This is a genomic window from Promicromonospora iranensis (assembly GCF_028994805.1).
Lineage (GTDB): Bacteria > Actinomycetota > Actinomycetes > Actinomycetales > Cellulomonadaceae > Promicromonospora > Promicromonospora iranensis.
The window spans coordinates 114,019-129,308 of record NZ_JAJQQP010000014.1 but is presented as its reverse complement, the minus strand read 5'-3'; the positions used below and the strand labels follow the sequence as shown (position 1 = coordinate 129,308).

Annotated in this window: 14 protein-coding genes and 1 tRNA gene; 9 read left to right on the top strand and 6 right to left on the bottom strand. The window is 71.0% G+C overall.

Features of this window, described 5'->3' with window-relative positions; all coding sequences use genetic code 11:
• Positions 1-16: 16 nt before the first annotated feature.
• The gene (gene lat, locus LUM46_RS22060) at positions 17-1,324 is read right to left on the bottom strand and encodes an L-lysine 6-transaminase (protein ID WP_274997041.1); all 1,308 of its coding nucleotides are present in this window, start codon (positions 1,322-1,324) and stop codon (positions 17-19) included.
• Positions 1,325-1,380: 56 nt separating this feature from the next.
• Entirely contained in the window at positions 1,381-2,685 is a 1,305-nt protein-coding gene (locus tag LUM46_RS22055) for an MFS transporter (RefSeq protein ID WP_274997038.1), read from the bottom strand.
• Positions 2,686-2,844: 159 nt separating this feature from the next.
• Between LUM46_RS22055 and LUM46_RS22050 the strand changes: the two genes are divergently transcribed.
• Entirely contained in the window at positions 2,845-3,285 is a 441-nt protein-coding gene (locus tag LUM46_RS22050) for a hypothetical protein (protein WP_274997036.1), read from the top strand.
• Positions 3,286-3,307: 22 nt separating this feature from the next.
• Here LUM46_RS22050 and LUM46_RS22045 read toward each other — a convergent pair whose 3' ends face one another.
• Positions 3,308-3,811 (bottom strand): MarR family winged helix-turn-helix transcriptional regulator, encoded by a 504-nt coding sequence (locus tag LUM46_RS22045; protein WP_274997031.1) that lies wholly within the window; start codon positions 3,809-3,811, stop codon positions 3,308-3,310.
• A 103-nt stretch (positions 3,812-3,914) separates the two neighbouring features.
• Here LUM46_RS22045 and LUM46_RS22040 point away from each other — a divergent pair, with 103 nt between their 5' ends.
• On the top strand, positions 3,915-4,958 hold the full coding sequence (locus LUM46_RS22040) for a maleylacetate reductase (RefSeq protein WP_274997028.1): 1,044 nt from the start codon (positions 3,915-3,917) through the stop codon (positions 4,956-4,958).
• A gap of 12 nt (positions 4,959-4,970) precedes the next feature.
• Here the strand turns inward: LUM46_RS22040 and LUM46_RS22035 are convergent, their stop codons facing one another.
• Together LUM46_RS22035 and LUM46_RS22030 are read right to left on the bottom strand one after the other, a co-directional pair.
• Positions 4,971-5,624, bottom strand: a complete 654-nt coding sequence (locus LUM46_RS22035; RefSeq protein WP_274997025.1) for a class I SAM-dependent DNA methyltransferase — start codon at positions 5,622-5,624, stop codon at positions 4,971-4,973.
• A gap of 590 nt (positions 5,625-6,214) precedes the next feature.
• Positions 6,215-6,817, bottom strand: coding sequence for a TetR/AcrR family transcriptional regulator (locus tag LUM46_RS22030; protein WP_274997022.1), 603 nt, complete (start codon positions 6,815-6,817; stop codon positions 6,215-6,217).
• 277 nt (positions 6,818-7,094) lie between these two features.
• On the opposite strand from LUM46_RS22030, the gene LUM46_RS22025 reads away from it, so the two are divergent.
• The 6 genes from LUM46_RS22025 to pth all read left to right on the top strand — a co-directional run bounded on the left by LUM46_RS22025 (position 7,095) and on the right by pth (position 12,778).
• Positions 7,095-7,169, top strand: a tRNA-Gln gene (locus LUM46_RS22025).
• 94 nt (positions 7,170-7,263) lie between these two features.
• Entirely contained in the window at positions 7,264-8,844 is a 1,581-nt protein-coding gene (gene glmU, locus LUM46_RS22020) for a bifunctional UDP-N-acetylglucosamine diphosphorylase/glucosamine-1-phosphate N-acetyltransferase GlmU (RefSeq protein ID WP_374727017.1), read from the top strand.
• On the top strand, positions 8,844-9,827 hold the full coding sequence (locus LUM46_RS22015) for a ribose-phosphate diphosphokinase (RefSeq protein ID WP_274997017.1): 984 nt from the start codon (positions 8,844-8,846) through the stop codon (positions 9,825-9,827). Before glmU ends, LUM46_RS22015 begins: the two co-directional genes overlap by 1 nt.
• A 105-nt stretch (positions 9,828-9,932) precedes the next feature.
• Positions 9,933-11,138 (top strand): glycosyltransferase, encoded by a 1,206-nt coding sequence (locus LUM46_RS22010; protein WP_274997015.1) that lies wholly within the window; start codon positions 9,933-9,935, stop codon positions 11,136-11,138.
• A gap of 220 nt (positions 11,139-11,358) precedes the next feature.
• Positions 11,359-11,964 (top strand): 50S ribosomal protein L25/general stress protein Ctc, encoded by a 606-nt coding sequence (locus tag LUM46_RS22005; RefSeq protein WP_274997012.1) that lies wholly within the window; start codon positions 11,359-11,361, stop codon positions 11,962-11,964.
• A gap of 205 nt (positions 11,965-12,169) precedes the next feature.
• Positions 12,170-12,778 carry an aminoacyl-tRNA hydrolase gene (gene pth, locus LUM46_RS22000; RefSeq protein ID WP_274997008.1) on the top strand — a complete coding sequence of 203 codons (609 nt, stop codon included), beginning with the start codon at positions 12,170-12,172 and terminating at the stop codon, positions 12,776-12,778.
• A 75-nt stretch (positions 12,779-12,853) separates the two neighbouring features.
• Here the strand turns inward: pth and LUM46_RS21995 are convergent, their stop codons facing one another.
• On the bottom strand, positions 12,854-14,503 hold the full coding sequence (locus tag LUM46_RS21995; RefSeq protein WP_274997004.1) for an amidohydrolase family protein: 1,650 nt from the start codon (positions 14,501-14,503) through the stop codon (positions 12,854-12,856).
• Positions 14,504-14,759: 256 nt separating this feature from the next.
• Between LUM46_RS21995 and LUM46_RS21990 the strand changes: the two genes are divergently transcribed.
• On the top strand, positions 14,760-15,287 hold the full coding sequence (locus LUM46_RS21990; protein WP_274997000.1) for a helix-turn-helix domain-containing protein: 528 nt from the start codon (positions 14,760-14,762) through the stop codon (positions 15,285-15,287).
• Positions 15,288-15,290 lie beyond the last annotated feature (3 nt).

Here is a 15,290-nt window from a genome sequence, read left to right as displayed (position 1 = left end):
TGACCGGCGGAGAGAGTCAGAGGGTTTCCGTCAGGACCTCGTCCAGTGCCTTGACGCCGGCCTCCAGGGCCTCGGCCGGCACAGTCAGCGCCGGACGGAACCGGACCGACCGCTCGCCGCAGCCCAGCAGGAGCACGCTCCGCTCGGTGAGCGCGGCCAGCACGCGGTCGCGGACCTCGCGCGAGGGGAGCGTCAGCGCGCACATGAGGCCCCGGCCGCGGACGTCGGTCACGCCGTCGTGCCGCCCCGCGAGCGCGACCAGCTCGTCGTTGAGCCGCTTGCCCATGGCGCGTGCCCGGTCCACCAGGCCCTCTGCCTCGTAGGTCTCGAGGATCCGGCGCGAGCGCACCATGTCGGTGAGGTTGCCGCCCCACGTGGAGTTGATGCGTGAGGAGACGGCGAACGCGTTGTCCGGGACCTCGTCGACGCGCCCGCCGGCCATGATGCCGCAGACCTGCGTCTTCTTGCCGAAGGCGACGACGTCGGGAGTGATACCGAGCTGCTGGTACGCCCAGGTCGTCCCGGTGATCCCCGCGCCGGTCTGGACCTCGTCCACGATGAACAGCGCGTCGAACTCCCGGCACAGGTCCTGCATGCCCTGCAGGAACGAGGTGCGGAAGTGGTGGTCGCCGCCCTCGCCCTGGATGGGCTCCATGATGAACGCGGCGATGTCGTGCGGGTCGGCCTCGAACGCCGCACGTGCGGCGCCGAGCGCGGCCGCCTCCGCCGCGTCCATGTCCTTGCCCTCGGCGATGTACGGGGAGGGGATGCGGGGCCAGCCGAACTTGGGGAACCGCGCCACCTTGCCCGGCTCGGTGTTGGTGAGCGACATCGTGTACCCGGAACGGCCGTGGAACGCGTGCTCCAGGTGCATCACCTGGGTGCCGAGCTCGGGCGAGCGGCCGTTCGCCTCGTTGTGGCGGGACTTCCAGTCGAACGCGACCTTGAGCGCGTTCTCCACGGCGAGCGCGCCGCCGTCGATGAAGAACAGGTGCGGCAGCGCGGGGTCGCCGAGGACGCGCGCGAACGTGTCGGCGAAGCGCGCCATCTCGACGGTGTAGATGTCGGAGTTGGACGGCTTGTTGATCGCGGCGGTGGCGAGCTCCTCGCGGAACGCCGCGTCGTCGGCAAGGGCGGGATGGTTCATGCCCAGCGGTGAGGAGGCGAAGAAGGTGAACAGGTCGAGCCACTCGCGACCGTCGCGCGCGTCGACCAGCGTGGACCCGTGCGACCGGGTGAGGTCGAGGACGAGGTCGAACCCGTCGACCAGGAGGTGCTCGCGAAGGGTGGGGAGCACTGCGGTGGGCTCAAGGTGTGTCGTCATGCTGGAAAGGTAGGCAATGATCCTGCCAAGTTTCAATGACTATGGAAAACTTCCTGTCAGGGGCGCATATCCTTGGGTCGTCGGGTGGCCAGCAGCTCGGCGGTGCCGAGCGCGAGCGTGGACCCGAGCAGCACCAGGAGTGCCGCCGTCCAGCCGCCTGACGCCGCGTGCACCGCGCCGATCACGGCGGGCGCGGTGGCCGCCACGGCGTAGCCGAACGCCTGCACGGCCGCCACCGTCCGCCGCGTCTGGGCCACCGTGCGGCACCGCTGCGCGACGATGGTGAAGATCACGACGAAGTTCCCGCCCTGGGCTATCCCGGCGAGGCTCACCCACAGCAGCCACCACTGCGGCATGAGCAGGAGACCCGCCGGCAGCGAGGCCCACAGCAGGCCCATCGTCACCGCGGCGCCGCGCATCGGCACCCGGGCGGCGAGCGCGAGCGGCACCAGCACGCTGCCCGCGATCGCAAGGCCCTGGAAGGGCGCCGCCGCGTTGCCCGCGGTGGTCACCGACACGTCCAGCAGCTCGCGCAGCAGCTCGGGCAGCCAGCCGGTGACCGCGAAGTACGAGAAGGACTGCCCGGCGAACGCCACCGTCAGCGCCCAGGTGATCGGGCGGCGCAGGACGCCGCCCCACGTCTCGTCGGGCCGCTCGGTGCGCGGCGCGGGGACCGGTCCGGCGGGAGCGTCCGCGGGCACCCCGGTGGGGCCGTCGACCTGGGTCTGGACGGGCGTACCGGTGGGGGTTCCCGCGTGCCCGCCGCCGTCGGGCGTCCGTCTGCTCAGCCTCCTGGTGGTGACGAGCCACACGACCAGGGCCACCATCGCGACGACCGACCAGGAGGCGATGGCGCCCTGCCAGCCCATGAGGGCGGCGAACGGCGCCGTGAGCGACGTCGCGAAGACGGAGCCGAGGTTCATCGTCGACGAGTACAGGCCGGTCGCCAGGGCCGTCCGCGTCGGGAAGTCCCGCGCGATGATGACCGGCACCACCACGTTGCCCACGGTGATCGCGCACCCCAGCACCACCGTGCCCGTGAAGGCCGCGACCACGCCTGCGGTTCCGGTACCGGCCGACCGGACGAGCGTCCCGACGATCACCCCGACCAGGGCGACGGTGACCGCGGAGTACGGCCCCACCCGCGCGATCAGGGCCGAGGCCGCCGGCGCCACCACGCTGAAGCAGAGCGCGGGGATCCCCACCAGCAGGCCGGCCAGGGTCTGGTCCAGCCCGAGTCCTGTCGCGACGTCGGCCATGACCGGCGGGAGGGATGTGATGGGGGTGCGCAGGTTCAGGGCGAAGACAAGGACCGCGACGAGCAGCGCGGAGCCGCCGGCCGCTGTGCGGATGTTGCTCATGATGCTGTCATTGTGCGTGACGGGGTCAGTTGGTTGTGCCGGGCGTCCATCGCATCCCCACACGGCGTGCTGGTCCTCGGCTCCGCTCCCCAGGAGGGATTGCGGCTTTCCCGTTAGATTGGGCGACCGATCAGCAGATCTGGAACAACAGAGGTGCGAATGAAGCAGCGGCAGGTCTTCCGCGGTGTCGGAGCACTCGTCGGCGTACTCATGCTGTCGGGATGCGGGTTGGACATCGGGAAGCTCGACTACACGGAGCCCGAGTTCGTCGGTTCGTACGTGGGCGACGGCGCAGCGACCGTCGTCGCGCTCGGTGAGGACAGGACGTTCACGGCCGTCGGGGTCCCGGACGAGGTGCTCGACAACGTGGCGGGCGGCGCGGTCGACGAAGCCCCGGCCGAGATCGAGGGCACCTGGAAGTACGACTCGAAGAGCTCCGCCGACCACGTCGAGCTGACCGTCACCGACGCCGACGGCATGCCGGCGAAGCTGGGCGAGCTACCCCTCTACGTCGCCGACGCCGACGACCTCTTCTTCCTGCCCGACCAGCTCGGGCGCGAGAAGATCGTGGTGAGCCGGAGCCGGAGCCGGAGCCGCTGAGCGCGAGCGGCAGCCGTCGAGGTCACTCGTCGAACTGGGCCGTGACCGTGCGCAGCAGGTTCGCGAGCTGCGGGCGCTCCGCGGGGGACAGGGCGGCCAGTACCTTGGCCTCGATGTCCAGCAGGTCGCTCATCGCCGCATCGACCCGTGCCAGCCCTTCCTCGGTGAGCTGGACCAGCACCCCCCGGCGGTCGTCGGGGGAGCGGTGCCGCTGCACGAACCCGCGCGACTCCAGGCGGTCTATCCGGTTCGTCATGGTGCCGCTGGTGACCAGGGTCTGCGTGACGAGCGTGCCGGGCGAGAGCCGGAACGGCTCACCTGCGCGGCGCAGCGCGGAGAGCACGTCGAACTCCCAGGTCTCGAGGCTGTGCCGCGCGAAGGCCGTGCGCCGCGCGAGATCGAGGTGCCGGGCGAGCCGGGAGACGCGGCTGAACACCGTGAGAGGTTCGAGCGCGAGGTCCGGGCGCACGTGGTGCCACGCGGCGACGATGCGGTCGACCTCGTCGGCGGGACCTGTGTGCTCCATGACGAGAGGCTACCGGATGTCTCGACATCAAGAATCTCGATAGCAGGTCCGTCCGATGTCGTTCGTGATCAGCGGGGCCGCGGCGACCGTAGGCTCAGCCCTCGTGGGAACAGATATCAGGGTGCACCAGGTCTTCGCCGGTCGAGTGCTGCACGGTCCGGGCGCACGGTTCCTCGTGCCCGACGAGGTCGAGCGGCTCGGGTCGCAGCGGGTGCTGCTGGTGGCGGCGCCGTCGTCGGCCGAGGTGGCCCGGGACCTGGCCGCAGCCCTGGGGGAGCGGTACGCCGCGACCTTCGGGCGCCCGGCCCAGCACACGCCGGTCGAGGTGACCGCCGAGGCGCTCGCACTGGCCGGGGAGGTCCGGGCCGACGCGATCGTCGCGATCGGCGGCGGCTCCGCCATCGGGCTGTCGAAGGCGCTGGCCATCCGGACCGGCATGCCCCAGGTGGCGGTACCGACCACCTACGCGGGCTCGGAGGCCACGCCGGTGCTCGGCGAGACGGAGAACGGCGTCAAGACGACGCGGCGCGACCCGGCCTTCGCTCCCGGCACCGTCGTGTACGACCCGGAGCTCACGCTGTCGCTGCCGCGCGGCCTGACGCTGACCTCGGCCCTCAATGCCCTGGCGCACGCCGTCGAGGCCCTGTGGGACACCGGGGCGAGCGCGGCGACCCGGGCGTACGCGGTCGAGTCCGCCGACGGCATCCTGGCGGCGCTCCCCGTGGTGCTGGACCGCCCGTCCGACGTCGTCGCCCGTGGCCGGTTGCAGGAGGCGGCGTGGCTGGGGGGCGCCTGCCTGGCGCAGGCCCAGATGGGCCTGCACCACCAGCTCGCGCACGCGCTCGGCGGGACCTTCGGCCTGCCGCACGCGGAGCTGCACGCGCTGCTCCTGGCGCACGTCATGCGGTTCAACCTGGTCGCGACGCCGGACACCGCCGCGCGACTGGCGCGCGTCGCCGGTGGCGACCCGACGCTCGCCGTCGCCTCCCTCGCCGCGAGGCACGAGGGCCCGACGACGCTCGGCGCGCTCGGCGTGCCGCGCACCGCCCTGCGCGAGGTGGCGGAGCGGGTGGCGGACGACCCGTACCCGAACCCCCGGCCCGTGACGGCCGACGGCGTGGAGGAGCTGCTGGTCGCCGCCTGGTGAGCCTGGCGAGCGTCAGCCGCCCGCCGTGCGGGCGAGGAGATGCGTCTGCGGGAAGCCGCGCACCGGGTCCTCGTCCGGCGCGATCACGAGGCGGGCCACCTCGTCCGCGCCGTTCTCCCGCAACAGCCCGGCGACGTGGTCGGGCGAGTACCGCCAGGCGGGCGACACCTTGTGGTCGAACGCCTCGGCAGCCGGTCCGGCACCGACCAGCGCCTGGAACGACACCAGGAGATGACCGCCGGGCGCCAGGACCCGGCTCAGCCCGGCCAGCGTCGTCGGCAGCACGGCGGGCGGCGTGTGGATGATCGAGTAGTTCGCCAGCACCCCGGCGAGACTTCCCGGGGCGGCCTCGAGCGCACCCATGTCGCCGACGTCGAAGCGGATACCGGGGTGGGCCGCACGAGCGATCGCCACGAGCTGCGGCGAGAGGTCGATGCCGAACGCGTCGACGCCGCGGTCCCGCAGGTACGCGGTGACGTGCCCGGGCCCGCAGCCGACGTCGGCGACCGCTCCGCCGCCGGCCTGCCGGACCAGGTCGGCGAAGGCCTGGACCATGACGTGGTTCAGCGGCCGGCTGGCGAACGCTTCCCCGACGAACGCCGTATAGGCGTCGGCCATGTCGTCGTAGTCGGTGCGGACGATCGCGAGATGTTCGGAAGACGTCACGTGGCGCAGCCTAGGTGCGACGTCGGGGAACCTCGGCCGGCGTCCTCCCGGGCTGACCTCCGTTCAAGGATATGTCCGCTTTGGGGCGAACCGTGCTTCGATTCCTGACCCACTATCACAGGGTGAAACAAGGCGCGCATTAAAGGTGAATATCCATTTCCCGTTGCAGAGTCCGTGTCGTGTGCTTAATGTATGGAACGCGAACACTGTTCCGCTCGCAGGTGATCATCCTGTGATTCCCGTTTTCTGGAAGGAATAGCACCATGACTGTTGTCGACATTCTCTCGGACCTGCTGCACAACCTTGGCTACACCGTCGAGCAGATCCTCTGCCTGCTGGGTCTCTGACCTGCAGCAACGCCGTTAGCGATATGCCGCAGCGGCACAAGTAGCATCCCCAGCTGAACGAACACCCCTCGCGACTTTTCGCGAGGGGTGTTCGTTATATAAATGCAGAGCGCACTCTTTTTGCTCTCACGCAAGAATAGATGCGCCCCACGCACACTTGCATGCTCTTGCAAGGACATTTCGGGCGCGGGGTGGCAGTGGTGCCGGTATTGACGGCACATCAGCCTGTTCGCGCTCTCCGCCTCAGCGCGAGTGCTTGGTCAGCGCCGGCTTCTTTTCCATGTTGTGCAGGCCGTTCCACGCCAGGTTGACGAGGTGAGCCGCTACCTCGGTCTTCCGGGGGCTGCGCGCGTCCAGCCAGTACTGGCCGGTGAGCGCGATCATGCCGACCAGCATCTGCGCGTAGAGCGGGGCGGCCTTGGTCTCGAGGCCGTTCTGCCGGAGCTGCGGCTCCAGGATCGCCTCGACCTGGGTGGCGACGTCTCCGATCAGGCTCGAGAACGTGCCGGTCGCCTGCGCCACGGGGGAGTCGCGCACGAGGATGCGGAAACCGTCCTCGGACGACTCGATGTAGTCCAGGAGGGCGAGCGCCGTGCGCTCCAGGAGCACCTTCGGGTGGCCACCCGAACCGAGCGCCCCGGTCAGCGCCGTGGTCAGTGCCTGCACCTCGCGGTCCACGACGACGGCGTAGATGCCCTCCTTGCCGCCGAAGTGCTCGTAGACGACGGGCTTGGAGACCTCGGCACGCGCCGCGATCTCCTCGACGCTCGTGCCTTCGAAGCCTTTCCCGGCGAACAGCCCGCGGCTCACCGCGAGGAGCTGCTCACGGCGCTGACTGGCCGTCATGCGAGGTCGGTGGGTGCGTCGGTTGTCGGCGGCCATGGTGTTCATTGTGCCCGAGGGGCAGTTCCGGAGTGCCCGAGGGGCAGTTCCGGACGGGTCCGGGTCGGCTCGGGACATGTCCGGAACGCGTCGGTGCGGTGCGCTCGGCCGGACGCGGATGTGGCTGACGACTCGCGGGGCGCGGGCGAGGGCATGCCCCGGGACCTGGCAGACTGTTCACGGACGTGCGACGGTGGCACACGCCCGCTTCGGGTCACGACGGAGCCCCCCGCGCGCCCGGTCCGCCTTGGTGTAATCGGCAGCACAGAGGTTTTTGGTGCCTTTAGTCCAGGTTCGAATCCTGGGGGCGGAGCCATCCGGATCTGACGAACCCACCGATCGGAGCACTCGTGACCGAGACACCTCAGCCGGCAGCAGTCATCGTTCTTGCCGCTGGCCAGGGCACCCGCATGAAGTCAGCGTTGCCGAAGATCCTGCACCCGCTCGGCGGCAAGCCGATGGTCGGGCACGCGCTGACGGCCGCTCGTGAGCTCGAGCCGTTGCAGGTGGCCGTGGTGGTCCGGCACGAGCGTCAGCTGGTCGCCGAGGCGGTCGGGCAGCTCGACCCCGGGGCGGTCCTCGTGGACCAGGACGACATCCCCGGCACCGGCCGAGCGGTGCAGTGCGCCCTCGCGGCGCTCGACTCCAAGGCGCAGGCGGCCGTGGCCGCCGCGGGCATCGCTGACGGCGAGACCGTGGGCGACGGCGTCGACGGCGCCGTCGTCGTGGTGGCGGGCGACGTCCCGCTGCTCGACGGCGCCACCCTCGGCCAGCTGCTCGCGGCGCACCACGCCGACGGCAACGCGGTGACCGTCCTCACCACCGAGGTCGCCGACGCCACCGGGTACGGCCGGATCGTCCGCGAGCCGGACAGCGGCGACGTGCTCGAGATCGTGGAGCACAAGGACGCGAGCGCGGACCAGCTCGAGATCCGCGAGATCAACTCGTCGGTCTACGTGTTCGACGCCGCCACGCTGCGCCGCGGTCTGGGTGGTCTCGACAGCCGCAACGCGCAGGGCGAGGTCTACCTGACCGACGTCATCGCGTTCGCGCGTACCGAGGGCCTGCACGTGCGGGCGCTGCTCGCCGACGACCCGATGCTGGTCGAGGGCGTCAACGACCGGGTGGCCCTCTCGGTCCTGGCACGCGAGATGAACCGGCGCATCGTCGAGGAGTGGCAGCGCGCGGGCGTGACGGTGCAGGACCCGGCGACGACGTGGATCGACGTCGACGTCGAGCTCGCTCCCGACGTCACGCTCCTGCCGAACACGCAGCTCCAGGGCGCCACCGTGGTCGGCACGGGCGCCACCATCGGCCCGGACACCACGCTGACCGACGTCGAGGTGGGCGTGGGCGCGACGGTCGTCCGCACGCACGGCTCGCTCGCGGTCATCGGTGAGGGCGCGTCCGTCGGCCCGTTCGCGTACCTGCGTCCCGGGACCAGCCTGGGCCGCAAGGGCAAGATCGGCACGTTCGTCGAGACGAAGAACGCCGAGATCGGTGCGGGCAGCAAGGTGCCGCACCTGTCCTACGTGGGTGACGCCACGATCGGCGAGCACTCCAACATCGGTGCCGCGTCGGTGACCGTCAACTACGACGGCGTGCACAAGCACCGTACGGTGATCGGCTCGCACGCTCGCACGGGTGCGGACAACATGTTCGTGGCACCCGTGACGGTGGGCGACGGCGCGTACACCGCCGCCGGCTCCGTGATCCGTCGGGACGTGCCCGCGGGCGCCCTCGGCGTCACGGCCGGGCAGCAGCGGAACATCGAGGGCTGGGTCGCTCGTCGTCGGCCGGGGACGGCCGCGGCGGACGCCGCAGCGAACGCCCACGGACGGGTGGCCGGTCTCGGTGATCAGGCACAGCGTCAGCTTGCCCAGCAGAATGCTGCCGGGGCCCCTGTGGCCCCGCAGGCCGCGGCCACCCAGGCCGAGCCGGCCGACCTGGCCCCCGTACCCGGGGCCGACAAGGAAGGAAAGTCCCACTGATGTCCAGCATCGCTCCCGGCCCGAACCGTCATCCGCTCGTCCTCGCATCGGGACGGGCACACCCCGAGCTGGCGCGGAACGTCGCGAAGGAGCTGGGCATCGATCTGCTCGGCGTGTCCGCGTACGACTTCGCGAACAGCGAGACCTACGTCCGCTTCAGCGACTCGGTGCGCGGCATGGACCTGTTCCTGCTGCAGTCGCACACGATGCCGGTCAACCAGTGGATCATGGAGCAGCTGCTCATGGTCGACGCCGCCAAGCGGGCCTCGGCGCACTCCGTCACCGTCGTCGCGCCGTTCTTCGGCTACGCGCGGCAGGACAAGAAGAGCCGTGGCCGTGAGCCGATCTCGGCCCGCCTCATCGCCGACATGTTCAAGACGGCGGGTGCGGACCGCCTGATGAGCGTGGACCTGCACACCGCGCAGATCCAGGGCTTCTTCGACGGGCCGGTGGACCACCTGTGGGCCATGCCGATCCTCGTCGACTACGTGCGCACCCGCGTGGACGTCGAGAACGTCACCGTCGTCTCGCCGGACGCCGGCCGCATCCGCGTCGCCGAGATCTGGGCCTCCAAGCTGGGCGGCGGCCCGCTGGCGTTCGTGCACAAGACGCGCGACGTCACGCGGCCCAACCAGTCGGTGGCCAACCGCGTGGTGGGCGACGTCGAGGGCCGCGACTGCGTGCTGGTGGACGACCTGATCGACACCGGCGGCACCATCGCCGAGGCGGTCAAGGTCATCATGGCCGCCGGGGCCAAGTCCGTGACCGTCGCGGCGACGCACGGCGTGCTGTCCGGCCCGGCCGCGCAGCGGCTCACGGAGTGCGGGGCGCGCGAGGTCGTCGTGACCGACACCCTCCCGATCGAGGACGACCGCCGGTTCCCGAACCTCAAGGTGCTCTCCATCGCACCGCTGCTCGCGTCCGCGATCAACGAGGTCCACTCGGACGGCTCGGTGACGTCGCTCTTCGACGGCAACTCCTGATCTGCCGGGGCGTCCGTCCGGGCACCCGTCTGGGTATACGGTCTGACTCTTGACTCAGATACGGTCAACGGAGGACCGTGTCTTGACAACGATCTGGGAGGGTCAGTGACCGTCACCGTCGTGGTGCCCACGTTCAACGAGGGGCCCAACGTCCGGGTGCTCACGGAGCGGCTGTGCGCCGCCTTCGGTGTGCTGCCCGACGACGGTCGCACCTCGGGCGCCGTGCACGGCCCCGAGGGCGGCCCGGCTCCCGTCGGGGCGCCCGGTCTGTCGGAGATCCTCTTCGTCGACGACTCGACGGACGACACCCCCGACCTGATCCGTGAGGTCGCGGCCACCGCGCCCGTCCCGGTGCGCCTGCTGCACCGCGAGACGCCGCAGGGCGGGCTCAGCGGTGCCGTCGTGGACGGGCTGCGGACCGTGACCACCGAGTGGGCAGTGGTCATGGACGGCGACCTGCAGCACCCGCCGGAGCTCGTGCCCGCGCTCGTCACGCGCGGACGGGAGTCGGGGCTGGACCTCGTCGTCGCCTCCCGGTACACGGGCGACGGCGACGCCGGGGGCCTGGACGGCTGGTGGCGGCACGGTGTGTCGATCGCCTCGGCGCTGCTCGCGCGGTCGATGTTCCCGGTGCGGCTGCGCAACGTGACCGACCCGCTGACCGGGTTCTTCGCCACGCGGGTGGACCGGCTGGACCTGGACTCGCTGCACCCGCGCGGCTTCAAGATCCTGCTGGAGCTCCTCACCCGCAACACGCTGGCCGTGGGGGAGGAGCCGTTCGTGTTCGGCGAGCGGTACGCCGGACACTCCAAGGCGACCTTCACGACGGGCCTGCGCTACCTCGAGCAGCTCGCGGCCCTGCGGTTCGGGCGGATGTCGCGGTTCGCGATCATCGGCGGCTTCGGCGCGGTGCTCAACATCCTCATCCTGTGGGCCCTGACCGGGCTGGGCGTCCACTACGTGGCGGGCGCGGTGATCTCCGCCGTCGTGACGATCCTGACGAACTTCCTGCTGCAGGAGCGGTTCGTGTTCCGGGACCTGCGGAGCGAGGGCCGCGGCGTCTGGTCGAGGTTCGCGCACTCGTTCGCGTTCAACGGCACCGAGGCGGCGATCCGCCTGCCCGTGCTGTGGTGGCTGGTCGAGTTCACGGGCATGTGGCCGGTGCTCGTGCAGGCGGTGACGCTCGTCGTGGCGTTCCTGCTGCGGTTCGTGTTCCACGTCCAGGTGGTCTACCGGCCGCGCCGCACGCAGCCGCCGATCGGCGTCACACCGCCTATCGGTGCGGACCGCCTCGACGAGCGGGTACAGTAGTCAGGTTGCCTCGGCGAGGGACGCTTGACGGCCGCGGCGGGACTCGATCCCGCTAGCACCCGGACGGCGTCCGTGATCGACTGGGCGGCCGTCGGCGGCCCCTGGGTGGAGTTCCCTCCAGCACTCCGTCCCACGTGCCCGCTCCGCGCCCGTCACGTGTCCCGCGCCGACGCAGCCGCCGACCGAGTTGCACACACAGACCTTCCAGGAGTGAATTCCCATGGCCGAGATCAAGCTCGCCGCTGAGCCCCGTACCGAGTTCGGCAAGGGTGCGGCCCGCCGCATCCGCCGCGACAACAAGATCCCCGCCGTCCTCTACGGGCACGGCGGCGACCCGGTGCACGTCACGCTGCCCGGCCACGAGTCGATGCTGGCGCTGCGCCAGACCAACGTGCTGCTCAACATCGACGTGGACGGCAAGGGCCAGCTGGCCGTCGCCAAGGACGTCCAGCGCGACCCGGTGAAGAACACCATCGAGCACATCGACCTCCAGGTCGTGCGCGCCGGCGAGAAGATCACCGTCGACATCTCCGTGAACATCGTGGGCGAGTCGGCCCCCGGTACCATCCACCTGGTCGAGGAGCAGACGCTCTCGGTCGAGGCCGAGGCCACGCACCTGCCCGAGTTCGTCGACGTCTCCATCGAGGGTCTCGAGTCCGGCGCGCAGATCCACGCCGAGGACGTCCCCCTGCCCGAGGGCTCGACGCTGCTCACCGACCCGAAGGCCGTCGTCGTGCTCGTCACCGAGCCGCGCGGCGAGGCCGGCGACGACGAGGAGTCCGCCGCGTCCGCCGAGTCGCCCGCCGAGGCCTCCTCGGTGGGCTGAGTCCCCGGCAGCACCCAGAGCGACCCGGCGTGAGCCGGAGCGCACCGGGCCGAGGTAGAGCCTTCAGGCGCGCGCACGAGAAGATCGTGCGCGGCGCGGGTTCTGCCTCGGCCCGACCTGTTTCCGCTCGTAGCGGCTGCGGCAGGAGAACCTCTGCCGTGAGACGTCTGCTGTTGGCAAGTCCGTTGTCTTGAAAGGACGCGACATGAGTGACCGGCCCTGGCTCGTCGTCGGGCTCGGCAATCCGGGCCCCAAGTACGCCGGCAACCGGCACAACGTGGGGCAGATGGTGCTCGACCTGCTCGCCGAGCGCACGGGCGCGCGCTTCTCCAAGCACCCCCGCGCGCAGGCCGTCGTCGCCGAGGCGCGGCTCGGGGTGCTCCCCGGCGGGGCGCCGGGGCCACGGGTGGTCCTCGCGAAGCCGACCACGTACATGAACACGTCGGGCGGCCCGGTCAGCGCGCTCGCGAAGTACTACGACATCGCCCCCGAGCAGGTGGTCATGGTGCACGACGAGGTGGACATCCCCTTCGACACGATCAAGCTCAAGATCGGCGGGGGCGAGGGCGGTCACAACGGGCTGCGCGACACCACCAAGGCGCTGGGGACCAAGGACTACCACCGGGTGCGGGTCGGCGTCGGTCGCCCGCCGGGCCGGATGGACACCGCGGACCACGTGCTCAAGGACTTCTCCGCCACGGAGAAGAAGGACCTGCCGATCCTGGTGGACGACGCCGCCGACGCCGTCGAGCTGCTGGTCACCGAGGGTCTGCTCGCCGCCCAGGGAAAGTTCCACACGGCTACGCCGAGGTAGTCATCCGGCGAGGTAGTCATGCAGCGAGACAGTCACCCAGTTGACTACCCGCTGCATGACTACCTCGCCAGATGACTACCTCGGCGTGGCGGCTTCTGCTCCTGCCCATGTCGTCAGGTAGCTCTCCGGGCCCCGCGCCAGGTCGTCGACGACCTCCTGCCCGCCCACGAGGCGCAGGTCCTCGACGTAGTCGGGCACCAGACCGTAGTGCGCGACGCCGTCCACGTTGACGTCCCAGGTGCGCTCGCCGGTGGTCTGGCGGTCGAGCACCGTCCCGCCGTCGAACGACCGGAACGGGTACGTGACCGGGTTCGCCGCCGCGTCACCCCGGGGCGGTGGGGTACCGCCGAACCCGTTCATGTCGAAGCCGAACCCGATGCCCGCGCCGTACCGGTCGCGGACGGGCGCCGTGCGCTCGTACTCCGCGACGAACTCGTGGGCGGCATGCCCGTAGATCGTGGCGAACCCGCCGAGGGCGTAGAGCCGGTCGAGATACCGCTCGTCCATCCAGGAGTGCGTGGACAGGACGCCCGGGTAGTCCTCCGCCTCCAGGATGTCGAGCGTCTGGTCGGCGGCCTTGGCGCTCATGTGGTCGATCTCGATCATCATGTTGCGCTCGACCAGGCCGCGGACCGCGTACGCGCCCAGCCCCGTCAGGCCACGCGTGTTGCAGAGCGTTCCCGGCGGGTAGAGGGGCAGGACCGGCGGGAGGTCGTCCTCCAGCTCCGGCGGGAGCTCCCCGTTGCCCGGGTTGTGGTCGTGCGGCTGGTCCGCGGGGCAGGAGCGCGCGTCCCACCACGTGCCCGTGGAGAGGAACTGGCCGGCGTTGATGATCGCGCCCATGGACCCCTCGTCGAACCGCACGCCGCACAGCGCGTTGTCGAACTTGTGGCACAGGTACATCGAGCGGACACCCAGGTCGTACAGCTCGTCGAGGCCGGCGTCGATGTCGGCCCGGGAGCACCGTGGGATCCGCAGGGTCTGCTTGCACCCGAACGGCTCCGACGTCTCGACGCCGAGCACGACGGCGAGCTTGCCCTCCTCGATCACCTGGCGTGCCTGCTCGCTGCTCGTCACGATCCGGAACCAGCCCCTGCCCGGCCCGCCGTACTGTGCGTCGACGTAGGCCTGCAGGTCGTAGGTGTCCTGCGCCTGGCGCCGGATCGCCGTCATCTCGTCACAGCTCTGGTGGGTGCCCGGGTTGATGGAGCACAGGAGCCCGTTGGTGACGAGGTCGTTGACGAGCACCCGCTGTCCGCCGCGCCAGGCCCGCTCGACCCAGCGGTAGTACATCTGCTGGTGGGTGAGCGAGTCGTGGGCGGGCCAGTCGGAGAACGTGGGCCACCCCGTGGTGTCGTGCGTGCCGAGGGGGGAGCCGTCCCGGGTCAGGTTCTCGAGCAGGGCGCCCAGGCCGTGGGGCTCGTGCGACGGGCAGTCCCGCAGCGCGGCCTCGATCCCGCGCTCCGAGAAGACCTTGCCGCACAGGGCGGCCCCGCCCATGCCGTCCTGCATGAACAGGTGGCTGTGCGCGTCGATGAGGCCGTACACGGTGCCGTCCGGGCGGGTGCCGGTGAAGGGGACGCCCGTGGCATTGACCTCGGACTCCGGGCTGGGGAGCGCCGGCTCGGCCAGGGCGACGGGGCCGGCGGGCGGTCCGGCGTCCGGTCCGCTGGCCGACGCCGGCGCCACCAGCGCCGTGCTGCTGAGGCAGGCGGCGGCGACCACAGCTGCGAGGACAGCCGTTCGTCTGATGCGTCGCAGGCGTTGCACAGGACCTCCCGCTGTACCGGGGCGAGGCCAGGGCTCCGCCGGTCGCGACGGCGCCTTTGCCGTTGCTGAGTGGGACACAGTAACAGGACATGCCACGTACGGGGTAGATGTCGGTAAAAAGCAACATTGCGCTCGTGCGGGTCAGGACCGCCGCTGTCCGGGCCCGCCGCTGGACCCTGAACCCGGTCGAGGTCGCAGGCTGCCCGGGAAGATGCGCGACACGATGGACGGCACGTTCTCGATGAGTCCGAGCGGCGGGAACGCCTTCAGCGAGTTCGCCCGCGTGTGGCGCTCCCGGATGGGCGAGAGGTTCGCGCTGCCGCCCTACAGCCGGGAGACCGTCTCCGGCTTCCGGGTACGGTCCCGCGGGTCGGCGCGGAGGACAACCTGCGCCTGTGGATCGTCCGCCGGGGTGGGGGGCACCGCGGCGGCCGGCAGCGCCGACGCCGCGGGGGTGCGCCTGCTGACCGCGCACGCCACCATGGTGAGCCGGCTGCTGGACGATCTGGAGCCGGCCGGCGTGGACGCCGCACGGGAGACCCTGGCCGAGCTGGCCCGGGCCGTGGTGCACGGCGGCCTCGACGACGTCGAGCCTCGCCTGGCGGCGGCGCTGGCACAGGCCGCTCGGGACATCGCCGACCGGCGGCTCACCGATCCCACCCTCTCGCCGACGATCCTGGCGCGGCAGCTGAACGTCTCCGTGCGGACACTGCAGCGGGCGTTCGCGGCCGAGGGGTAGACA

Coding starts and splice junctions, on each gene's coding strand:
- lat (WP_274997041.1), bottom strand. CDS start 1,324: ATGACGACACACCTTGAGCCCACCGCAGTGCTCCCCACCCTTCGCGAG.
- LUM46_RS22055 (WP_274997038.1), bottom strand. CDS start 2,685: ATGAGCAACATCCGCACAGCGGCCGGCGGCTCCGCGCTGCTCGTCGCG.
- LUM46_RS22050 (WP_274997036.1), top strand. CDS start 2,845: ATGAAGCAGCGGCAGGTCTTCCGCGGTGTCGGAGCACTCGTCGGCGTA.
- LUM46_RS22045 (WP_274997031.1), bottom strand. CDS start 3,811: ATGGAGCACACAGGTCCCGCCGACGAGGTCGACCGCATCGTCGCCGCG.
- LUM46_RS22030 (WP_274997022.1), bottom strand. CDS start 6,817: ATGACGGCCAGTCAGCGCCGTGAGCAGCTCCTCGCGGTGAGCCGCGGG.
- glmU (WP_374727017.1), top strand. CDS start 7,264: ATGAAGTCAGCGTTGCCGAAGATCCTGCACCCGCTCGGCGGCAAGCCG.
- LUM46_RS22015 (WP_274997017.1), top strand. CDS start 8,844: ATGTCCAGCATCGCTCCCGGCCCGAACCGTCATCCGCTCGTCCTCGCA.
- LUM46_RS22005 (WP_274997012.1), top strand. CDS start 11,359: ATGGCCGAGATCAAGCTCGCCGCTGAGCCCCGTACCGAGTTCGGCAAG.
- pth (WP_274997008.1), top strand. CDS start 12,170: ATGAGTGACCGGCCCTGGCTCGTCGTCGGGCTCGGCAATCCGGGCCCC.
- LUM46_RS21990 (WP_274997000.1), top strand. CDS start 14,760: ATGCGCGACACGATGGACGGCACGTTCTCGATGAGTCCGAGCGGCGGG.